This is a genomic window from Novilysobacter selenitireducens (genome assembly GCF_020026895.1).
GTDB lineage: Bacteria > Pseudomonadota > Gammaproteobacteria > Xanthomonadales > Xanthomonadaceae > Lysobacter_C > Lysobacter_C selenitireducens.
The window spans coordinates 171,993-192,519 of record NZ_JAINZW010000001.1; the positions used below are offsets into that span (position 1 = coordinate 171,993).

The following is a 20,527-nucleotide window of genomic DNA, read 5'->3' on the forward strand; positions in this document are numbered from 1 at the left end:
ACGATGAAGAGAACACTGACTTACGGTGCCGACACCTTCGGCTACGAGGTACGTTTTCTGGCGTCGAGGCAGACCCTTTCTATCGAAGTCCACCCCAACTGCCGCGTGCTGGTACGCGCACCCGTCGGATGTTCCGAGGCACTGATTGCCGATCGGGTGCGAAAGAGGGCTGCATGGATCACACGGCAACTGGCCGGTTTCGAGCGTTACACACCGCGAACCCCGCCCCGCCAGCATATCAATGGGGAGTCTCATCTCTATCTCGGTCGACAGTATCGGCTCAAGGTGATCTCTGGATCGGTCGTTAACGCAAAGCTGACGCGCGACCAACTCTTGGTGACACTTCCAGAGCCCACGGAGCCCAGTCGAGTGAAGGCGGTGTTGCATCGTTGGTACATTGATAGAGCACGAGAAACCTTCGGCGAGATTCTGGATGCCAAGCTGTCGCTATTCGATGGTGTTGAGAAGCCACGCCTAATTGTTCGGACGATGCAGTCCCGTTGGGGAAGCCTTTCGAACGCGGGTACGATGACGTTGAACGTGAACCTGATACGAGCGCCGCGCGCTTGCATCGAGTACGTCGTGGTTCATGAGCTCTGTCATACCCAGCATCGCAACCATGACAAGCGCTTCGGGCGCCTTCTACAACAGCGCATGCCTGACTGGGAGCGGCGAAAACATCGGCTGGAGTCAGCTCTGTTGTGAGGGGGGGTCTTGGTGACCAGCCGCGCTGGCTTACGGACAAGACGAGGTCAGGCCATTGCAGGCCCCCTCAACCGATGACTGGAACGGCAGACGGTAAAGGTAAGCAGCCGGATCCAGCGGCGATCTGTCCAAGGACCAGGATGGGTCCGGACCACCGCCTGACTGATTAGCAAGTCATGACCGGGCCGGCTGGATGCGCGGCCACGGTACTGATCGCGGTCGGCTACCGCCCTTTCCGGATCTGACAATGTCCCGCTAGGGCCCTGCCCAGGGCAGCGCGGGTGGGCGGCCGTAGTGGCGCCGCGCTCGGGATGGACAGCATGTATGCAAGTGAGGACCCACGTCTGTAGGAAAACCCCGCGACGGGCTGTCAGGCAGCCAGCCCGTGCTTGTAGAAGCTGACCTGCCACCAGCACCGACATGAGCCACGGCTCCACGCGCCGTGGCTCGATGGCCTAGCAATCACCGCGGCGATGCGAAACCCGCCTTCGTCAACGTCACCCCAGTGGAACAAGGGCACGTCCGCGGGTATGGAATCCAGGACCTTCCCAAAGGTACGGCGCTACGTCGGAGAGGGCATTCCGCCGGTGAACAGAAGTAGCCCACCCAACCGCGCGGGCCATCGCTTTGCAGCCAGCACGAACGTGGTCATGTTCTCGATACACAAGACCCACGCCGAGGGTCCCTCGTAGCGCACGATCTGCGTGGGACTGACTGTCAGATACTCGTAGGCCAACTCAGGAACGTCCGACGCCTCCAGCTCGACAGCGCCAACCCCAGCCATCAGGAACGGCAATGGCGCCTTACGCAAACCGATCGACGACAGCACACCCTCCCAAAGTTGATCAAGCGCCACCATGCCCGCTTCGTCATTGAGCACGACCTCAAGGATTTCGACGCGCCGCCGAGATTCCCAGAGTATTTGAAACAACGTCTTCGCCTTTCCGAGGAGGATGTCGACGATGCGCTGCCCCTGTACGGCGCATCGCCTATGCGGTCCATCCCAGGGGAGCTCATAGCGGACTGTTGCGCGGCCCGCTTTGCTGGCAGGCTACCTGGCGCTCTGGCGGTCCCTTTGGTCGCCGCCAGTTGAACCGATACCCTCTAACCCAAGGAGCAAGCTATGACGGAACAGCAGTTTGACGAGATTACGATCCACGACTTCGAAGGCCGGTACGTGGGACTGGTGGAGTTCGGCCACGGGATCACCCCCATCGTTCTAGCCAGTATCGGCAAGTCCAGTTCCATCGCGGGAACCAGTCTCTACGTGACGGACGACGGTGGCCGACAGTACGTTTATCGCCAAGGGCCCATGGACGACAGCGAAGCCTCTAGGCTCGTTCGGTATTGGACTGCGCTTGCGTATGAGGCTGACCTGCGGACGCAAGAGAACATCCTGACGATCGGGGAGGGGCTCCCCCGTTCGTCGCCCAAGGACGAAAGCTTCCTGTTCAATGTGTACAAATACGCGGTGGGTACGTCCGCAGCGCACGCGTATACGATCGTGGCAAACAGCACACGAGGTGGACAGTACCGGTTCCAGCTGCGCGCAGAACGCGATGCGTTCGACGAACCTGCCGCCGACGCCCTGGCTACGGGCAAGGCTGTGGACGCTGCTGCCTTTTTGCTTGGAACCGCAAATGGCAATGGAAAGCGGGACGTGGTCCTCCCCATCGTCAAGGACGGCTGGTGCGTGTACTGATATCGGCCAAGGGGGCATCGCATGGAGTACGAAAAGCGAATCGTAGTCTTCATGGACATCCTGGGATTCCGGGATCACATCAAGCATTCGGTAACCGACTCGGCGCACATCAAGCGGATTGCCCGGGCCATCGAGACGATCCATGAGCACACCCGGATCGACGAAGAATGGGCCCATCACCAGGTGACGCAGTTCTCCGACTGTGTGGTTGTCTCATACTTGACCAAGCAGTCGTCGGCGGTCTTCGACATCCTGCTTACCGTGTCGCTCCTTCAGAAAGAGCTGGCATCGCAGGGATTCCTGGTTCGGGGTGGGATCACCGCGGGAGACTTGATTCACGACGGCCACATGGCGTTCGGCCCTGCGCTAGTCGAGGCCCACCGCATGGAGAGCGAGTTGGCCAGCGTCCCGCGCATTTTGGTCGACCCGAAGCTGACTCATATTGCCGGCCGCCACCCCGCCCCGCACCACGACTATGCGACCGAGGCCAAGTATGTGCGCGACTTCGTCAAGACCGATGGCGATGGCCTGGACTACCTGGACTACCTGAGCTGGGATGCAGTGGCCGACGGAGCCGGCGTTGGCGCCGAGGGTTACATCCCCTACCTCGGAGTCATTGCGAGAATCCTGAGCCAGTCGATGGTCGCCACGAGCGACCCGAGAACCCTGAGGAAGATGCTCTGGCTCCACCGCGAGTACACGCAGGCGATCCAGCACTTTTACGATCCGCCGCGGCCGGCAGAGGTGCTAGAGCGCCATGCCTTGTTCTATGAGGGACTGGAGTCGCTCCCGACGCTAACCGAGCAAGCCGATGACGCCCGAAAGTGCGTAGTTGCGTGGGAGGCAGAGCAGAAGTCCTTTGAGGCAGCCATGAAACTGGACAAGGCGAACGCGTTGGCCCAGCCCTAACCCAAGGCGTTGGTGCGATGCGCAGCTCGCAAGCAGCGGCTTGAATGCCGCTCGTACATGTATACGCTAACGACGTCGGTGCTCGAGTAGACCGACGGTCACTCAACTGAACCATGCATGGAGGTGTTGGATGTCAGGATCGGGTGGTGGTTTCGGAGGCAGCTCGTATGGTGACCCAGGTGTCACGTGCGAGCGTCTTATCATTGATACGTCGATCTCTTCGCCAAAGGCGCCCATCATTGGTCGGCTGAATGTCGGAGACGTCCTGCAGGTGACCCTCGAGGCCCAGGGCGGCGCCGTGGTGATCGTGCTCACTCACCAGGGCGATAAGGCCGGCGGCATCGCCTCGGCCAGCACAAACCGCCTGCGCGAGTGCATTGAGCTGGGGACGGTCTACGAGGCGACGGTGACGTCCATTTCCGGCGGGCAGGTCCAAGTCCGCATCAAGGCGGTCAGACACTAAATCTTCCACGGAAGGGGAGCAGCAAGATGCTGGCAGTAGTCGGCGGTGCATACCGCGAGTGGTGCATGCGTCCCCTTTGGGACGAGGTGTTTGGTTCGGCCGGTCGTGCTGCCAGTGCGATTGCGCACCTAGGTGGCCAGGCGAGTCTCCACTGCTATTCGAGCCCGGAGACCAAAGACGCCCTGGAGGCACACGGCCGATTTGATGAGTTCGACATTGTCGGTACGCCCGCGCCCCAGGGTGTGGGCTTTTACTACACCCATGGGCTCAGCCGGCCGAGTATTCGGCGCCCGCGCGAAGACCTTCCGCCGCTGTCGGTGAAAGCCGAGAAAGTGCTGCGTTTTGGCATGCTCGAAAGCACGGCCGTGGTCACGGCCGACTACGCCGTTTTCGATCCGCAAAATGCCAAAGGGATTGAGTCTTTCCGCCACAACGGTTCGACCGCCAACCATCTGGCCTTGGTCTTGAACCGGTACGAAGCCCGATCCTTGCTCGGCCAGGGCAGCGAGGACCTCGCTCCCGAGGACCTTGCCAGCCAGCTCGCCGCACGTGAGCTGGCGGAGGTCGTCATCATCAAGATGGGGCCCGAGGGCGCCATGGTGTGGCACGCCGGCACCACGCAAAGGGTGCCCGCCTACCAGACGCCGCGCGTGTGGAAGATCGGTTCGGGCGATCAGTTTGCAGCGAATTTCGCCTACGCCTGGATGGAGGAAGGCCGTGCACCGGTCGAGGCGGCTGACCGCGCGTCACGGGCGACTGCCTACTACTGCGAACACCGCGGGTTTCCCAGCCCGGCCGAGCTCGACGCCTATCGCCCGGAACCGGTGATCGTGTCCGAGCGATTTGCCTCCGGTTACCGGCCGAACGTCTATCTGGCAGGCCCGTTCTTCACGCTTGGCCAGCTCTGGGTCGTCGACCAAGCGCGGCAGTGCTTGCGCGACATGGGGCTGGACGTGTTCTCGCCGTACCACGAGGTGGGCCCAGGGCCGGCCGAGGAAGTCGTGCCCGAGGACATCGACGGCATCCGCGCTTGCGACCTGATGCTGGCGATCGTGGATGGCGCGGACCCGGGCACCGTCTTTGAGGTCGGTTATGCCCGGATGGCGGGTAAGCCGGTGGTGGTCTACGTGGAGAACGAGTCGGCGGAGAACCTGAAAATGATGGTCGGCTCCGATTGCTTCATGTGCGACGACTTCGTCAGCGCAATCTACCGGACGGTGTGGGTGGCCGCGGAGCTATGAAGACGGCGCTGCTGTTGTCCGGCGGGATGGATTCCATTGCCTTGGCGTGGCTCAAACGCCCGGACCTGGCCTTCACCGTCGACTATGGCCAACTTGCAGCGCCTGCTGAGATCGCGGCGTCCGCGGCGATCTGCCAGGCACTCGAGATTCCGCATACCGTCCTGCGCTTTGACGCTCGATCTCTGGGGTCGGGCGACATGGCCGGGGCGGCGCCCGACGCTCATGCACCCGCCAGTGATTGGTGGCCTTACCGCAACCAGCTGCTGGTGACCCTGGTTGCGATGAAGGCCGTGGCGTTGGGCGTGAAACGGATTTGGCTCGGCACGGTGGCGTCCGATGGAAGTCACAAGGACGGCACGTCGGAGTTCATCGAGCACACGAGCCGGCTCCTCGCCTACCAGGAGGGCGGGCTGGTTGTAGAAGCACCCGCCATCGCCATGCGAACGGCGGACCTCGTGCGTGCTTCCGGTATCCCGCGCTCGATGCTGGCCTGGGCCCATAGCTGCCACAAGGCCGACGTGCCCTGCTGCAACTGCCGCGGATGCAACAAGTACTACGAAGTGCTTCAGGAGCTCGATTCCAATGTGGAAGTCGCTGGGTAGTCCAGTTCCGCGCGCCGTACCAGAACCCTACACGCCGCTGTCCTGGCCGATCAGCCAGTCCATAGCGTTGCCGTCGGCAGACGCTGTCGAGCTGCAACCGATGACGGCTGCCTTGCAGAACCGCCGCAGCGAGCGGGCGTTCGCTCGACTCCCGCCGGCTCAGCTGAGTGCATTGCTGTGGCACGTCGGGCGACGCCTGGAATTGGCACCATCGCCGCTGGGCTTTGCGATCGAGCGCCGTCCAACGCCATCGGCTGGTGCCATCCATCCGATCCACATGGTGCTACAGCTGCCGGATGCACACGGGTGGGCGCGTTACAACCCGCATGACCATTGCCTGGATATGCTGACGGCGGTCGACACGCACCTGGACCCTTTGGCGCTGCACTGCGAAGAGCTGGTGCCCAGAGGCCAAGGGCAGCTGATGCTGTTTGTCGCAGAGCCCGGGAAGACCGCAGCCAAGTACGAGGACGCCGAGAGCTTGGTGTGGCGCGATGCCGGCGTCCTGCAGGGCACACTGGCCTTGGTGGCCGCCTCGCTCGACCTGCACTTCTGCCTGCTCGGCGTTTCCGGCGATCCCTGGGTCGCTGCTCTAGCCGATCAGGGCCAGCTGCGGGGAGTCGGTGCGGCGATTCTTGGTGCGCGTCCGTGATGGTGCATGCCGCTCTTTGAACCTCCCCTCGGGCAGCGCTTCAAGCACTCGGGCCACGGAGTTCGGAGAGGCCATCATTTCCCACCAGATCACCGCATCGAGCTCCGATGGACGGACCCCGAGCGCGTGGCTGAAGGACAGGAATTGCTGCTCGAGCGCAAGGTAGTCGCGTTCGACGGTCAGCTCTGCGTCCAGGAATTTCGCAAACACGCCGGCGCGAAGGATATGGATATCGAGGATAGCGACGTCGTCTGCATCGAGCCAGTTGCGGGCGACCCAGGACGCGGTCTTGTAGCCAACGCCAGGGATTCGGGTCAGCCAATCTCGCAGCGCTCGCCCCGAATCCGAGGGCGAGGGTTGCGAGGCCAGCCGCTCCAGCGCGGCGGCAAGGTAACGCGCTTTCTGCCCCGCGAAGCGATAACGGATGCTGCGGCCATCCACCTGCATGGGCTCAGATAACCACTCCCGCAGGATCTCCTCACCCGGGCTGCTGCCATCGAATGCACCTTTCGACTTCAGATGCTCAAAGGCCAACAGCCCGACCTTGGCCGGAATGCCGTGGCCGCCCAGCAAACAGGCTCCCACTTCTTCACGCAGTGTTTGGCCAAGCCGGTACTTGATCTGGCGCGCTTCGATGCGTCGCGCCATGACTTGGTAGGCCCAATAGGCGGGAGTCGGAAATGCTTCGACATGCCCCCACCGGACGCCAGGCAGCACCTCCGCCTCGGGGGGCGGAAGATCAACGCTGACGGCCATGGATTCGAGCGTCACGTAAGCGCGCTGCACAGACTCCTCCTGGAGCGAACTGCGGGAACCACCATCAGACCCAACGGCCCCAGAGCCCGATCCTTGAGCCGCTCTCTTACACCAACAACGGCAAGGCATTGGTGAGGGCCATCTAAAGATCGGTCGATCGCCTGTGGTCAGGATCGCATTATGCCGTAAAGTATGCCGATATGCCAAATAAGCCGGCCACCGCCCATCCCCTGCTCCAACGCCTGCCCAAGGCGCTGGCAGCTAGCATGGCGGCCAACGGGCATGGACAGAATGACGTAAGCGCGGCGACTGGGGTTCCGCAGCCGCAGGTCAGCCGCGCACTCAGGGGGCAGCGAAAGCGACTGACAGACGCAATGCTTCGGTTATGCCGATATGCCGATATCGATGTTAGTCCGACCGAAGGTCGCAACCACCAGCTCGACGAGCTCTCTGAGTTGCTTCAGCACGTCGTTGCCGGCGACCCCTTAGCCGCGCAGTGCATCAAGGGTGTCTTGTTGTGCCTTGCGCCGCTGACGAACGCCGGCCAGCGCAAGACCACTCCTTAGGAGCCTTGAACGCCCAGCCATCCAAGCCAGGGGCGACCCTGCATTTGCATCTGGGCGAAATGGTCCCACCCAGTCTCGATCTGCGCGACAGGGGCGGGGCACCTTGTGTTCGACACGGCTGACCATAGGCTGGCGATTAAGGAGCGCCCAACGGGAAAGGCTTGAACAAGGAACTGTTGCTTAAAGTCATTGCCGAGAGCGGCTACAACGTCGGCTACTCGGCAAAGAAGCACCTTGCCACCTTTGCCATTGTCGAGAAGGCGCCCGGCTGGATCAGCATCTTCAGCTTCGCGGTCGGCGTGTTCGCACTGGTGATCAAGCAGCCTCGACAACAAGGTGCTTGCGGCCTTCATGCTCGTCGTCGCTTATGCCCTCTTCTACTTCCCCTCGTATCATGACGCTCGCTCGAAGTACGCGGACGTTGGCAGCCGCCTGACGACCCTCTTTACTTCACAGCGCTCGCTCTACTAGGAAGTTCGCAGCCGCAGCGAGGGCGAATCGCTTGAGGACCTGCAGGCTCGCTACCAGGCGATCCTGGCCGAATCTCTATTGGACATAACAGCTGGCTAGGAAGGCGGCGGAGACGGGTCCGTATGGTCGGACGCGCGGCCGCGCACCGTGCGACTGCGCAGCCAGATCCAGTAGGTGTTAGGAGGCAGCCAGCCCCGAGGTCCCGTTTACGAAGCCGATACGGGCGTGACTGCTTGTAAATGGAGCCGCGACGCCTGTAGCGGGGTGCGGGGTGGTCCGACCAATCGGCCCCTCGGCCGCGAGTCAGACCGATCCGGGGGGTACCCCGTGACGGGAACCCTGGAGCAGATCACCTTCTGCGGCTAGTACGCGCGGCGGCCTCAGCTTCGCTGAGTAGAGACGAGGGGCGGACGTCCAATCCCTCGCAAAGCCTGACAAGCGTCATCAAGGTCAGATTTCGCCGGCCCCGCTCGACGGACCCATAGTAGGCTCGGTGCATCCCTATCGAATCCGCAAAGCCCTCTTGGCTTATTCCCCGGCCTTCACGATGGCGCCGAATGGCGGCACCTACCGCCACGAGGAGCTTTCCGTCATCCATGGGGAGAACTTAGGACTTGCGCTACATTTAGCGCTACCATCATAAAAGTAGGCTACTTTTATGTGCGGTACCTTTTTATGGACTTGTTCTTGGTTGAACACCAGTCAGGGCTGACTCTCGAGCTAGTGATCGAGGAGCCCACGCGTTCTGCTCTTGTTCGGCAGTTCGAGCGCTTGGGGTCGCCAAAGGATCAAGAGGCCTTCGCAAAACGCGTCGCTCGACGTCTTAGCGAGGTCCTTCCAGAGTCGCTTGATTGGGATCTCAAGGAACCAACCCGAGCGCAACTCGCATTTGCCAAGTCTTTGGCCAATCGACTCAAGTGCTCCATTCCTGACGAAGCGCTTAGCTCCCGCGCCGCGATGCATGCTTTTCTGGAGTCACATGCGCGCTTGGTCAATTAGCTCGCAGGCGCGTTAAACCCGCACAATGCCGAAATACGAGGACACCGTGCCCCCTCACGTCCGCACCTTGGTTGACGAACTCCGGGACAAGTTCTTCGCGCAGATGGAGTCACGGGACCACGAGGCCATGAACGTGGCCATTGCTTGGGCCAGCCAAGGCACAACCCGCCTCAATGGCCGCTTGCGGGTGGGGGACGAGTTGCAAGAGCGTCCCCGGCGGGACGTTCTGCCGCTGGCAGTGCGCCTGCGCGAGGACGGGGAGGCCTGGTATTCACCGGCGCTCGTCGGGGTGTTCCTGCGGCTGCGGCCCGAGCCGCTGGCGCAGCGGGCCGGGGTCGCCGTACGCGAATTGGATGCGTGGCCGCCCGGACCGGAGCTTCAGGCGTATCTGGCGGCCGTGGTAGAGGTTCTGGTCAAGGCAGTCGACGCCCATGGCGGTGACGAGCGCCGGGCGGCCGCGTGGTACCTGGAGTGCGCCGTGCCCGAGTTCGACGGCCGTACCGCCGATGCAATGGTGCAAGACGGCCGGCAGGGTGCGGTGGTCGACTACCTGGACGAACGCCGGGGCGCGTGACCGGATGGCTGGAACACCCTCAAGCCCAACGGTGAAGGTCGTCCCCGATCAGCATCTCGTGGACGCGGTGGCGGATCTCTTCGTGCACCACGCCTTTGCGCGCGTGTGTATTTCGCGCTACGTGGCATGCCCGGACGATGAGCGGGCACAGGCCGTGTACGCGGCGGTCGAGCAGCGAGCGCGCGCCACCGGCGTCGTAACCGAACTGGTCGACCTGAGACCCGCGCCGGCGGAACGTCTCAATTCGGTGACCGAGCGCATCTGCGAACGCCGTTGGGTCCGTGATGGAAAGCCGCCGACGTACGAACGCGTCTTCGTGCTGGACGGTTTCGACCTGTTCAACGAAGACGACAAGGCGACGTACCCCTTCAGGACTGAGATGCAGTGGGACGAGCACCACGGCTGGCTTTTCATGGGCCGGAACCTGCCGGCACTCCGGAACCTCTTCAACGACTATCGGTTGCCGCTGTACGGGGCCGCAACCAACATCACTCCTTCAGAATGGTGCCCAGAAGCACGTTGAGCTCGTGGGCACAGGCCTGGTGCGTGTGCCGACCCCGTTGCATCACCTCGTACGCCCTCCGGCTCCGCGAGTAGCTAGCTGACCCAGCCCAGCGTCTCACTCAATGGCTTGCAGCTATAGACGGCGCCACGCCTAACGCCCGCTCAGTCAACTTTTTGTATTGGACGCTTTTCTTTCCCTTGGAATCCGAACCAAGTTGTCCACCTCACCAACGCGCGACTTGTATTCCTGTAGCCGTCGATGAAGCTCAAGGAGGGACTCCTCGGCAATAACAAGGCGGGCCATGGCCCGGTCACGCTGTTGGGTCAGCTCTTCGATCCGAGACTTCAGCTCGCGGTTCTTGGCGCGAGCGCCCCTAATGAGGGAGGCACTCGAGGTGCGCTTGCGGGGCGCGTTCCCATTGTCTTCAATCCACTTTTGGATTGAGCGTATCAGGCGGGGATAGCGACTCTTGCGCAGGGCGCTTGGATCTCGGCCTGCCTCCTTGGCGACGTTGTTCTGACTGACTGGCGTACCAGATGGCAGCACGGATGGCTTGCCGAGCTTGAGGCGCTCAAAGGCGTCGCGGAAGGCCATCTCAGCTTCGCCAACAAAATCAGGCTGTGACATCCATAAACCTCTCAACTGCCTTGGATCTGGCCTCAAGCGCTGACCGAAGCGGCGTTCCCGCCGGAATATCGATCAGCCGAGCGGCAATTGTCCGCCCCTCCTGGTGCATGTGGCCTCGCTTCCGCTTGTCCATGAGTCCATCCACACAGTTCGGGCAGTGGACGTAGTTGTCGTGACCGCCGTACTCGCAATATGACTTCGTACAAATACCTAACACAGTCTGCTTGACGGTGAGCAACCCCTTCTTTTGCGCTTTTGCAATCTCGTCACGGCTAGAGACATCGAAGAAGCGTAGCAGCTCACTCTTTCGCGCTTCACCGTGCGGTGAGACATACTCCGGGCCATGTAGCAGGCCCGCCTCCACTGAAACAAGCTCGTATCGCGTGGAGATAAGTTCATCTCCGAAATTGCGGTTGAGGCGCAGGTTCTCGAAGCCTTTGGCGTAATAAGCACTTTGGCTGCTAGCAAGGTGTTTGAGTTGTTGCTGCCGGGACTCAAGGCTCACCCCAGATGCTGCCATCATTACCTGAATAGTCCGGCGGTACTGGTGTGAAGTGAAGTGCCAGATGCAGCCCCGTCCGTATCTTGTCACGTCTGCATTTGCGCTGAAGCGGCGCACATATGCCTCGTCCTCAGCGGTGATGCGAAGTGCCTGAACTTCAAACAGACCAGGCACTTTCGTTCGCCAGTTCGCGATGTTGTATCCGTTGGGTCGCTTCGACGGTGCCGCCACCTTGAGCGAAGAACTAGCCCAAGGTTCATACATGCGCTGAACGAGGAAAGGATTTACGTGATCCACCTCCTTAAGTGGAATGTCGCCCAGCTCCGTTGCGATGTCGGTGCGCCACCGTGCGACCGCAGTCATTGCTTCCACAGCGACCGCGGCGGTGGAAGCGACCATCCAGCGAGCGTCAGGTTCTTGGATTGTCTTGGTTGTCTCGCCATTCAGAATATGGATATCACCAAGGACGGCATCGCTCTCGATGGCTAGACAGGTGCTGCGAAGCAACATCGCCTCGCCGGTACGTATTCCGCTGAAGCATTGCAGATAGGATGTTCCGACTAGACCTACCGCATTGAAGTAATGCGCAAGTAGTTTTACGGACACCTGAATGCTTGGCAGGCTCGCCAATGACCTGCCAGGACTGAACATCCACCGAGCGAGGACTTCCGCCACCCCGTGACGCTGGGCCATGTCATAAAACGATCCGAGATAGACACACCCGCTTATTGATTCGGCCTGCCGGCCAGGGTTACGGCCGGGTCTCTTCGTCTTGGCCGCGTTAGCCAAGGAGATAAAGTTTTCTCGGTAAGCGCCCGTGATCTCCTGAAATAAAGCCTCAAACTCCAATTTATGGGCGATGAAGTCCTCTAGAAAGGCCTGCATTCGCGCCGCTTGATAGGCCCATATCCGTGGAGGAATGAAGTGGTGCTGTTGCCCTTCATGCACGGGTACAAGTTCGCGCAGGCGAGCAATCTGCGGCGGTTCCAGGAGGGTAAAACCTAGCCACTCGCTGGCCTGCCATAATTCATGCAGACGAGCGATCGTGCCTTCGCGGTTTGAGGGGCGAATCGCCGCGGCCAACTCCGCCTCGATAGTGTTGAAAAACCGCCCCATGTGATGGGCGGCTATGGGCACAGCCAACTGACTACATGCGGAGAAAATGTACTTCAACTGCGTGAAGTAGGCGCTTAGGGTATTGCAGGAAATAGCGCGCCGATTCCCCCAAATGAACCAAGCCATGCACTGCTTTAGTAAGTCGCCATTGGTTGGGGTCAGTCCAAGACTCGTGGACGAGGCCGGCCCATAGCCAAAGTTGAGCGTGACGTGTCCTATCTGCCATCGAGAGTCACCCCAGTAAGTGGTCTTGCCGTCTTCGTCCACAAACACGGGGTGGTCAGCCGGGGGCGGAAGGCTGGGTAGCTCATGGCAGGGGCAAGTACTGTCAATGTGATCCACCCCTTTTCCCGTAACGAGCCACGTCATGTGAGCGGTCATTTGCTTCCTTCCAACGCCGCAAACTTGTGCGTGTAATGGGGGTGGTAGCGGCCTTCCTGCAACCGCGTGCGCGCCTCCGCTACCCACTCTGCACACTCGTCATCGAGCGCCGCCATGGCGTCTAACTTGGCAGCGGCTCGCTCGACCGTGAGCAGCACGGGGTGATCGTGCTTGAGGCTCATGCCGGTGCGATCACCATTGAACTGGAGCAAAGTGAGGTACTGAAAGGATGCCAGGTTCCAAGCGTGGTCAAAGCTGCGCAGGTCGCGATTACTGGCACAAAACAAGCAGCCTGCGCCGCCCTCACAGTCAGGCTTGGGGGCAGCATGCGGGGTATCCGGCAGCCGCTCTGGTTCAGCTGCTCGGCAAGCACCAGGGCCGACCGCTTCGCCCACCATGCTCTCCATGGTGTCCCAAAAGCTAACCAACTCAGCGACCATGCGCTGATGATTGGGCTCCTCGTAATGGGCCTTAAAGGTCTTCTCGCTGTTGCTGAGGAGCTCGGCCGCAAATTGGCGGGACTTTCTCCGGCTGGTGAAATTACCGATGGTCTTTCGATGCTGCCTCGCGTTGACGAATGGCTTGCTCAGCGCTTTGCACAGCCTGCGGACATGCTCGAAGCCCCACACCGTCCGACGCATGGCAACGGCGCCGTCGTTGTACACAAAGGGGAACGTCAGACCGTCGGGGTCTCCCGGAAAGACAGCCTCACGCCACTTGAGAAAGGCATCAAAATGCGGTCGGTAACTTTTATGTATGCGTAAGGTGACTGCATGTTTGGCGCGATTTTTCCACGCGTGGACCGAGACATAGTCACCATCGCTCTGATAGCGAAACTTGCCTCCGGTGAGCTGCAGGGCTTGCGTAAGGTTGCAGCTGGTTTGGTTGATGAAGATGAGCATCTCAGCTTCAAGCCGCAGGTTTATTAGCTGCGCGCGCTTATTATTAGAGATATCTTTCGAAGCACGCTCGCGACGAGCTTCGGCCCTCTTCAAAGCTGTAGAGTTTCGAATTACGAGTTTATCGATTGGCTTCCACGGGTGGAACGTGCAGTGAAGCGGATACTCAGCCCCGCCATAACGCAGCACCACCGGCAGCGGGCCGCGAATAACATCAATTGAGAGCTGCTCGATTGTCTCCAGCATCAACTGAATGAAGGCACCGGTTTCTTCAAGGTTCTCTTTAGCGCCGCTGGTGCCAAGACGTTTGCCTCTTCGAATCTTGGTTGCCCATTGAAGCCGCTTCGGCTCAATGCCTAGCGCAGGGGCGATCAAGCGCGCTGCTACCACCGACCTCATGTACGTAGATGCCGGGTTTAAGTCGCTCCGTGCCAAAATATGCGCAGCCCAATCGAGGTAAAGGCGCCTCGCATTCTCCACGGTAAACGGCTTATTCAGTTTCTCCCCGAAGTCCACTAGTGCCTTCAGCGCACTCCACTGAGCCTCGATCGATTGGTCGGACAGGCTCTTATCTGCCACGCCTGCCTGCCACCGCCGATGAATAGTCTCCAGCAGAGGCAAGCGCTCCGTCAGCGGACGACCCAATTCGCCGGATTCGAGCTTCCGCTGGGCCAAGTGCCTCTGCAGCGAGGCCGCACCCTTGTAGAGAAGAATCTTCAGATCGATGCCGGAGGCCTTCGGGCTGAGTATCATGCCCTCGACTTTCAGGTCGGGGATCACTACATCAAGCATCCTGCTCTTCCACGGCCGTATAGAATCGACCAAACATTGTTTGGGTAAATTCGTCCATCACAGCAGCGCGTACCTCCTCCCTTTCCGCCCATCGGATGTAACGCCATGTCGTTCGGTCGTGCTTGTGTGCAAGCATCCGTTTCAGGGTCGGCAAGAATTCATGTAGGTGACCCTGATTACGGGCCACCTTGGCCCACATCGTCGCGAACGTTGCCCTCGACCAATGAAAGGTAAAGGTGTCGATATTCAACCCTTCCCCGCGTGCGAGCCGCTTTAGACGCGACATTTCGCCGTTTACGGTCGGACTGCGGTCTGAGCCCTGGGGGCCATAGGGATTCCCGTGCTTGGTCAAGAACAACAGATGCTTGTGCTGCGGCTTGGCAAGCGCGACCCGCTTGCCGCGGTCGAGGCCGACGGCGTAGTCCATCAGGTCGTCAAGAAGGCGCGTCGGGATAACGATGCCCGTACTGTTCTGGGCCAACTTCATCTGCACGGGTGGGTTAGCCTGCGGCCCGATACTCAGGTGTTTCAGAGCGGCGCAATTCTGAATCGCGAGCGCGTTCTCCAGAGTCTGAATCTTTAGGTCACATATGCTGCCGAGCCGCAGCCCACTCCAGAAGCCAAGTGAGAGCATGAAGAACAACTCAATGCTGCAGCGACGATGTGCTAAATCCAAGATTGCATCGCGAACTTCCAGTGACACTGGTTGCAATCCCTCCTCCAGCCCGTCTTCGCTTTGTCTCTTGCGTACTTTGATGTCGAGTGAGGTCTGAACTGCCTCGACGTGACGACGAAAGCCGAACGCATCCTCATAAGGAATGCGTACCTTCTGTTCGCTCCACAAAGGGAACCCCGGGCTGAGGATCTCTTCGGCGATCAGCCACTGATAAAAGGCCTTTACGGTGGCCATGCGTCGAGATGCAAGCAGAGGAGACAGTTTGCCAGGGCGTGGAGTCTTGCCGGTCTGCCCATTAGGGTCCGGAACCTCAGCGCCTGAGCTGGACACCAGGAAGCCTCGATAAAGGTTTAACGGACGCTCATCATCTTGTAACGGGCATTGCCACCATTCTTTGCCTGCATCTTCAAGCCAATTGGCATACGCCAACAAATCCTTCCCATTGGCACCGATGGTCTCCTCCTTGAGCTGACCGCCGAGCAGCAAACGGGCTCGACGCAGCAGCCAAATATTGGCCTCGCCCCAAATCTCCCCTCTTTGCCATACAAGCTGGGGCACACGTTCGGCCGTCACAGGGATCCGCAGGCGGGTCCGGGGATCGACTACCTCTTGGCGCACAAAGTGCACTACGTCTTCCTCGACGAGGGCGCGCTCCAGTGGCAGGCGAATGTACTCAAGGCGAGCCATACGGGTCCTGGGCGTGGTCGCCGCGAACAGTCCCCTCTTGGCACGTGCCGGGAAACGCTGGCAACCCTGGGGTAGAGCCGTAGGGCTCCACCGGCAAGACAGACAAATTTGAGACGAGCACAGCGATCCCCTGGATCTATGTCCATAAGGAATAACATCTACAGGTTGATGTCAATGCCGTGCTACCTGCCGGTATTGTAGGTGTGCGCGTCCATGCCGACCAGGTACTCGTCGCCGCGCGCGCAATGCGCCAGCAGCGCCACCAGGTTGGACTGCGTGCCGCTGGGCACGAACAGCGCGGCCTCGAAACCCAGCTCGCCGGCCAGCCGGTCCTGCAGCGCATTGACCGTCGGGTCCTCGCCGTAGACGTCGTCGCCGACCTCGGCCGCCGCCATCGCCGCGCGCATCGCATCGGTGGGCCGGGTGACGGTGTCGCTGCGCAGGTCGATCCACTCAACGGGCATGGCGGGGCCTCTAGCGGGAACAGCTGCCGATGATGCCAGCCCGCGCCGCGGCGCCGCCGCGGACGTGGACTAGACTTTGCCGATGACCACGCCGACCAAGATCGCCAGCTGGAACGTCAATTCGCTCAACGTGCGCCTGCCGCACCTGCAGCAGTGGCTCGACGCCGCCGCGCCCGACATCGTCGGCCTGCAGGAGACCAAGCTGGAGGATGCGCGCTTCCCGGACGCGGCACTGGCCGAGGCCGGCTACCGCAGCGTGTTCGCCGGGCAGAAGACCTACAACGGCGTCGCCATCCTCTCGCGCACGCCGGCCGAAGCCGTGCAGGTCGGCATCCCCGGGTTCGAGGACGAGCAGAAGCGGGTAATCGCCGCGACCGTCGGCGACGTGCGCGTGGTCAACCTCTACGTGGTCAACGGCCAGGACGTGGGCACCGACAAGTACGCCTACAAGCTGCGCTGGCTGGAGGCGGTGCAGGGCTGGCTGATGAGGGAGCTGCTCGCGCACCCGAAGCTGGTCGTGCTGGGCGACTTCAACATCGCCCCCGACGCACGTGACGTCCACGACCCGGCGGTCTGGAACGACGACCACATCCTGACCTCGACCGCCGAGCGCGATGCGCTGCGCCGGTTGTACGACCTCGGCCTGCACGACGCCTACCGCCTGCACCACGAGGACGGCGGCGTGTTCAGCTGGTGGGATTACCGGCAGGCGGCGTTCCGCCGTGACATGGGCCTGCGCATCGACCTGACGCTGGTGTCGGAGGCGCTGCGCGGCGACTGCAGCGGCGCCGGCATCGACCGCGAGCCGCGCACCTGGGAGCGGCCGAGCGACCACGCGCCGGCGTGGGTGGAGCTTGCTCGATAGCGGGCGCAGGCCGGGTTGGCGCGGGGCGGTCCTGTGTTGCCTGCCCCAGAACGACGAAGGCCCGGCAATGCCGGGCCTTCGCGTATCCGAATTTCGGCAGGTGCTTAGCGCACGCGGCCGCGACGGAACAGGTTGACGATCGCCAGCAGCACGATCGCGCCCACCAGCGAAAGCAGCAGGCCCGACAGGCTGAAGTCGCCGTCGTTGATATCGGCACCGCCGATACCCAGCATGCCGCCGATCCAGCCGCCCAGGAACGCGCCGACGATGCCGACGATCACGTTCAGGATGATGCCCTGCTGGCCATCGGTCTTCATGATCATGCTGGCAATCCAGCCGATGATGCCGCCAACGATCAGCCAAATAATGATACCCATCGCGTGTGTCTCCTTAGTCCGGTCAGTAGGGATTCGTGCTCCCCTGCGTAGGGGCGGAGACAGTCTTGCGAGCCCCGTGTGACGGGGATGTGGGCGATTTCGGGGTTCGCGTGGCCGTCACGTGCAGGCCGTGCGAAAGGCACTACCTCAGCCCAGTTGCGATGCCAGCAGGGCCGTCAGCGCATGGCGCGGCAACTTGCCGGTCTCGTTGCGCGGCAATGCTGCAACGCAACGTAGCGGCCGTGGCAGGAACACCGGGTCGATCGCGCCGCGCAGCGCGCGCAGGATGTCCGCCTCGTCCTGTCCGGGCGCTACCACCAGCGCGGCCACGCGGCGAACGCCGGCGTCGTCGGGCTGCTCGGCCTGGAACACCACGCCGTCGACCACGCCCGGCACCGCCAGCAGCTTGCGCGTCAGATCGCCGAGCGAGGCGCGCTTGCCGGCGATCTCCAGCAGGTCGGCGCTGCGGCCGCGCAGGACGAAACGGCCGTCGTCCAGCACTTCGACCAGGTCGGCCAGCGCGATCGGATGCGGCAGGTGCGGCGCGTGCACGGCGGTGCCGTCGGGCTGCGGCGACAGGCGCACGCCCGGCAACAGGGTCCAGGCCTCGTCGACCGCGGTACGCCGGCGCGCGAACACACAGGTCTCGGTCGAGCCGAACAGCTCGCGCACCTCGCAGCCGAATCGCGACTCGGCCTCACGCGCCAGCGGCGCCGACAGCGGCGCGGTGGCCGACACGATGCCCGCCACCGGCGGAAGCGCGATGCCCGATTCCAGCAGCGCGCGCAGGTGCACCGGCGTGGTCACCAGCAGCGCCGGCGTGGCCGAGTCGGCCAGCACGCGCGCCACATCGCCCGGGAAGAACGGGCGCGCGCCGTGGATCGCCACCGGCCCCAGCAACGGCAGCAGCACCGACATCTCCATGCCGTACATGTGCTGCGGCGGCACCGTCGCTACGACATGGGTGCTGCCGTGCGGTACCAGCAGGTCCGCGAGCGCGGAGAGGTTCTGCGCGGTGCTGGTGCGGAATGCCGCCCAGGTCTTGGGGTTGGGCCGCGGCTGCCCGGTGCTGCCGGAGGTGAACCCGATCGCGACCAGCGCGTCATCGTCCAGCACCGGCGGCGGGCCGTCGGACTGCGGCAGCGGGTCGGGCAGAAGCAGGTAGCGCGGCGGCTCGGGAACGAGCGGTCCGTCGCCCAGGCAGTAGGCGTCAGGGTGCTGGCCCAGCACCTCGTCGACCACGCGCGGTGCGCGCGACGGCGGCAGCAGCGTGGTCTGGCCGCGCAGGGCGGCCGCGCAGAACGCGACCAGGAACCGGTAGCGGTCCTCGCACAGGTTGATGGCGTGGCGGCCGTCGGGCAGCAGCGCGGCAAGCGCGCGAACCTCGGCATGGAAGCGCGCCAGCGACCGCTCTCCCGTGGCGTCGAACACGATCGCGCGGGCGTCGTCGCCCAGGGCCATGGGCGACGTCGCGGGGCGATGCCCGGGCTGTCCGGCGTGGCCGGTGTCGATTACCGCTGACATCGATGCATGGCCCGTGCTGTGCTCCGTACCGTGGCGTGGGCCGTATCGACCGTTGCCACCCCCTGTCGCGGCCGAAGCCGGATCCGGCCGGTAGCTTACGCTGGCCGTCCCGCGCCCGCCCACCCGGTCCCTTGATGTCGCCCCCCACCCATTCCGGCGTTGTCCCTGCCTGGTCCTGGCAGCCGCGCCAGCCGGACGTGGCGCCCCAGGCGCAGGCGCAGGCGTGGCTGCAGGCACAGCTGGCCGACGAGGGCGGCCCGGTCACCCTGCAGCGCGATGCGCGCGGCCGGCCGCAGCTGTGCACGCCGCGTGCCTGCCACGACTGCAACTGGAGCCACAGCGGCGAGGGGCTGCTGGTCGCGCTGGGCGAGCACGTGGCGGTCGGGGTCGACATGGAGTGGCTGCGGCCGCGGCCGCGCGCATTGGCGGTGGCAGCGCGCTACTTCACCCCCGGCGAGCACGAATGGCTGGCCGCGCAGGCTACGGCTGACGCCCGCGACCATGCCTTCCTCCGGCTGTGGTGCGCCAAGGAAGCGGTACTGAAGGCGCACGGGCACGGCCTGTCGTTCGGATTGCATCGCCTGCGCTTCGAGGACACCGCCACCGGGTTGGCGCTGCGCGAATGCGACCCCGCGCTGGGGCGCCCGCAGGACTGGCGCTTGCGCGAACTGGTGCCGGCACCCGGGTATGTCGGTGCACTCGCGTGGCGACCGAGGGAGGCGAGATGACGCGCGCGACGGATTGAGCGCCGCAGCGGCGATACTGTCGCGTCATGAACACGCCCCACGCCCTCCCCGCCGACCTGCCGCCCCTGCTGCGCGCCGGCCTGGTCGACCTGCAACTCGACCCGGCGCTCGAAACGCCGCTGCTCGACTACCTGTCGCTGCTGCTGCGCTGGAACCGCACCTACAACCTGACGGCCGTGCGTGACCCGCGCGAGATGGTCACCAAGCACCTGCTCGACTCGCTGGCGATGCACCCGTACGTGGACGGCCTCGCCGGCGCCGGCGGCGCGCTGGCCGACCTGGGCACCGGCGCCGGCCTGCCCGGCATCCCGCTGGCGATCGCCAAGCCCGGGCTGCGGGTGATGCTGGTGGAGAGCGCCGGCAAGAAGGCGCGCTTCATGCGCGAAGCGGTGCGCCAATTGAAGCTGGCCGACGTGCAGGTCGCCGAGTCGCGCATCGAAGCGCTCGACATGCCGGGTGCGTTCGACGCGATCACCGCGCGCGCGCTGGCGACGCTGCCGCTGCTGGTGGAATGGGGCGGGCCGCTGCTCAAGCCCGACGGCCGCCTTCTGGCGATGAAGGGCGTGGAGCCGGCCGAGGAAATCGCGGCCCTGCCCGAGGGCTGGGCGGTCGAAGCGGTGCACCCGCTACGCGTACCGGGCCTGCCGGCGCAGCGCCATCTCGTGGTGGTGCGCCGGGCCTGAGGGCCTTGGGGCTTTGATGGAACGGCTGAACCGGCGCTGCGCG

General features: G+C 63.0%; 22 protein-coding genes and 1 pseudogene. 13 read left to right on the plus strand and 10 right to left on the minus strand.

The window, feature by feature from the left end; all coding sequences use genetic code 11:
* The first annotated feature begins 3 nt into the window (after nucleotides 1–3).
* On the plus strand, nucleotides 4–705 hold the full coding sequence (locus tag K6753_RS00765) for a M48 family metallopeptidase (protein WP_223674825.1): 702 nt from the start codon (nucleotides 4–6) through the stop codon (nucleotides 703–705).
* Between the two features lie 562 nt (nucleotides 706–1,267).
* Here the strand turns inward: K6753_RS00765 and K6753_RS00770 are convergent.
* Nucleotides 1,268–1,636 carry a hypothetical protein gene (locus tag K6753_RS00770; protein ID WP_223674281.1) on the minus strand — a complete coding sequence of 123 codons (369 nt, stop codon included), beginning with the start codon at nucleotides 1,634–1,636 and terminating at the stop codon, nucleotides 1,268–1,270.
* A 192-nt stretch (nucleotides 1,637–1,828) separates the two neighbouring features.
* Here K6753_RS00770 and K6753_RS00775 point away from each other — a divergent pair, with 192 nt between their 5' ends.
* The 6 genes from K6753_RS00775 to K6753_RS00800 all read left to right on the plus strand — a co-directional run bounded on the left by K6753_RS00775 (nucleotide 1,829) and on the right by K6753_RS00800 (nucleotide 6,274).
* A complete protein-coding gene (locus K6753_RS00775) occupies nucleotides 1,829–2,407 on the plus strand; it encodes a hypothetical protein (protein WP_223674282.1) in 579 nt (192 codons plus the stop codon).
* 21 nt (nucleotides 2,408–2,428) lie between these two features.
* Complete coding sequence (locus K6753_RS00780) at nucleotides 2,429–3,316, plus strand: hypothetical protein (protein WP_223674283.1); 888 nt, start codon at nucleotides 2,429–2,431, stop codon at nucleotides 3,314–3,316.
* 271 nt (nucleotides 3,317–3,587) lie between these two features.
* Nucleotides 3,588–3,779, plus strand: a complete 192-nt coding sequence (locus K6753_RS00785) for a hypothetical protein (RefSeq protein WP_223674284.1) — start codon at nucleotides 3,588–3,590, stop codon at nucleotides 3,777–3,779.
* A gap of 26 nt (nucleotides 3,780–3,805) precedes the next feature.
* Entirely contained in the window at nucleotides 3,806–5,020 is a 1,215-nt protein-coding gene (locus tag K6753_RS00790) for a PfkB family carbohydrate kinase (RefSeq protein ID WP_223674285.1), read from the plus strand.
* On the plus strand, nucleotides 5,017–5,622 hold the full coding sequence (locus K6753_RS00795; protein WP_223674286.1) for a 7-cyano-7-deazaguanine synthase: 606 nt from the start codon (nucleotides 5,017–5,019) through the stop codon (nucleotides 5,620–5,622). The genes K6753_RS00790 and K6753_RS00795 overlap by 4 nt, the downstream gene beginning before the upstream one ends.
* Nucleotides 5,603–6,274 (plus strand): nitroreductase family protein, encoded by a 672-nt coding sequence (locus tag K6753_RS00800; protein ID WP_223674287.1) that lies wholly within the window; start codon nucleotides 5,603–5,605, stop codon nucleotides 6,272–6,274. Before K6753_RS00795 ends, K6753_RS00800 begins: the two co-directional genes overlap by 20 nt.
* On the opposite strand, the gene K6753_RS00805 is transcribed toward K6753_RS00800, so the two are convergent.
* Nucleotides 6,215–7,060, minus strand: coding sequence for an 8-oxoguanine DNA glycosylase (locus K6753_RS00805; RefSeq protein WP_223674288.1), 846 nt, complete (start codon nucleotides 7,058–7,060; stop codon nucleotides 6,215–6,217). The two genes, K6753_RS00800 and K6753_RS00805, sit on opposite strands and share 60 nt — an antisense overlap.
* 697 nt (nucleotides 7,061–7,757) lie before the next feature.
* Here K6753_RS00805 and K6753_RS00810 point away from each other — a divergent pair.
* The gene (locus K6753_RS00810; protein WP_223674289.1) at nucleotides 7,758–7,994 is read left to right on the plus strand and encodes a hypothetical protein; all 237 of its coding nucleotides are present in this window, start codon (nucleotides 7,758–7,760) and stop codon (nucleotides 7,992–7,994) included.
* Between the two features lie 422 nt (nucleotides 7,995–8,416).
* On the opposite strand, the gene K6753_RS00815 is transcribed toward K6753_RS00810, so the two are convergent.
* Nucleotides 8,417–8,665 carry a helix-turn-helix domain-containing protein gene (locus K6753_RS00815; RefSeq protein WP_223674290.1) on the minus strand — a complete coding sequence of 83 codons (249 nt, stop codon included), beginning with the start codon at nucleotides 8,663–8,665 and terminating at the stop codon, nucleotides 8,417–8,419.
* A gap of 468 nt (nucleotides 8,666–9,133) precedes the next feature.
* On the opposite strand from K6753_RS00815, the gene K6753_RS00820 reads away from it, so the two are divergent.
* Together K6753_RS00820 and K6753_RS00825 are read left to right on the plus strand one after the other, a co-directional pair.
* On the plus strand, nucleotides 9,134–9,640 hold the full coding sequence (locus K6753_RS00820; protein WP_223674291.1) for a hypothetical protein: 507 nt from the start codon (nucleotides 9,134–9,136) through the stop codon (nucleotides 9,638–9,640).
* Nucleotides 9,641–9,671: 31 nt separating this feature from the next.
* Nucleotides 9,672–10,163 carry a hypothetical protein gene (locus tag K6753_RS00825; RefSeq protein WP_223674292.1) on the plus strand — a complete coding sequence of 164 codons (492 nt, stop codon included), beginning with the start codon at nucleotides 9,672–9,674 and terminating at the stop codon, nucleotides 10,161–10,163.
* Nucleotides 10,164–10,310: 147 nt separating this feature from the next.
* Here the strand turns inward: K6753_RS00825 and K6753_RS00830 are convergent, their stop codons facing one another.
* The 5 genes and pseudogenes from K6753_RS00830 to K6753_RS00850 form a co-directional block, all read right to left on the minus strand.
* Complete coding sequence (locus tag K6753_RS00830; protein WP_223674293.1) at nucleotides 10,311–10,772, minus strand: hypothetical protein; 462 nt, start codon at nucleotides 10,770–10,772, stop codon at nucleotides 10,311–10,313.
* A complete protein-coding gene (locus K6753_RS00835; protein WP_223674294.1) occupies nucleotides 10,759–12,663 on the minus strand; it encodes a hypothetical protein in 1,905 nt (634 codons plus the stop codon). The genes K6753_RS00830 and K6753_RS00835 overlap by 14 nt, the downstream gene beginning before the upstream one ends.
* Nucleotides 12,664–12,767: 104 nt before the next feature.
* Nucleotides 12,768–14,462 carry a hypothetical protein gene (locus K6753_RS00840; protein ID WP_223674295.1) on the minus strand — a complete coding sequence of 565 codons (1,695 nt, stop codon included), beginning with the start codon at nucleotides 14,460–14,462 and terminating at the stop codon, nucleotides 12,768–12,770.
* The gene (locus tag K6753_RS00845; protein ID WP_223674296.1) at nucleotides 14,455–15,825 is read right to left on the minus strand and encodes a site-specific integrase; all 1,371 of its coding nucleotides are present in this window, start codon (nucleotides 15,823–15,825) and stop codon (nucleotides 14,455–14,457) included. The genes K6753_RS00840 and K6753_RS00845 overlap by 8 nt, the downstream gene beginning before the upstream one ends.
* A gap of 197 nt (nucleotides 15,826–16,022) precedes the next feature.
* Nucleotides 16,023–16,289: pseudogene (locus K6753_RS00850) on the minus strand (beta-eliminating lyase-related protein); the annotation flags it as partial.
* Nucleotides 16,290–16,371: 82 nt separating this feature from the next.
* Between K6753_RS00850 and xth the strand changes: the two are divergent.
* Complete coding sequence (gene xth, locus K6753_RS00855; RefSeq protein WP_223674297.1) at nucleotides 16,372–17,154, plus strand: exodeoxyribonuclease III; 783 nt, start codon at nucleotides 16,372–16,374, stop codon at nucleotides 17,152–17,154.
* Nucleotides 17,155–17,258: 104 nt separating this feature from the next.
* Here the strand turns inward: xth and K6753_RS00860 are convergent, their stop codons facing one another.
* Nucleotides 17,259–17,531, minus strand: a complete 273-nt coding sequence (locus K6753_RS00860) for a GlsB/YeaQ/YmgE family stress response membrane protein (protein ID WP_223674298.1) — start codon at nucleotides 17,529–17,531, stop codon at nucleotides 17,259–17,261.
* A gap of 147 nt (nucleotides 17,532–17,678) precedes the next feature.
* Nucleotides 17,679–18,992: an AMP-binding protein gene (locus K6753_RS00865; RefSeq protein WP_223674299.1), complete on the minus strand. Its 1,314-nt coding sequence runs from the start codon at nucleotides 18,990–18,992 to the stop codon at nucleotides 17,679–17,681.
* A 197-nt stretch (nucleotides 18,993–19,189) separates the two neighbouring features.
* On the opposite strand from K6753_RS00865, the gene K6753_RS00870 reads away from it, so the two are divergent.
* Both K6753_RS00870 and rsmG read left to right on the plus strand, forming a co-directional pair.
* Complete coding sequence (locus K6753_RS00870) at nucleotides 19,190–19,783, plus strand: 4'-phosphopantetheinyl transferase family protein (protein ID WP_223674300.1); 594 nt, start codon at nucleotides 19,190–19,192, stop codon at nucleotides 19,781–19,783.
* Nucleotides 19,784–19,827: 44 nt separating this feature from the next.
* Nucleotides 19,828–20,484: a 16S rRNA (guanine(527)-N(7))-methyltransferase RsmG gene (gene rsmG / locus K6753_RS00875; RefSeq protein WP_223674301.1), complete on the plus strand. Its 657-nt coding sequence runs from the start codon at nucleotides 19,828–19,830 to the stop codon at nucleotides 20,482–20,484.
* Nucleotides 20,485–20,527: the final 43 nt, after the last annotated feature.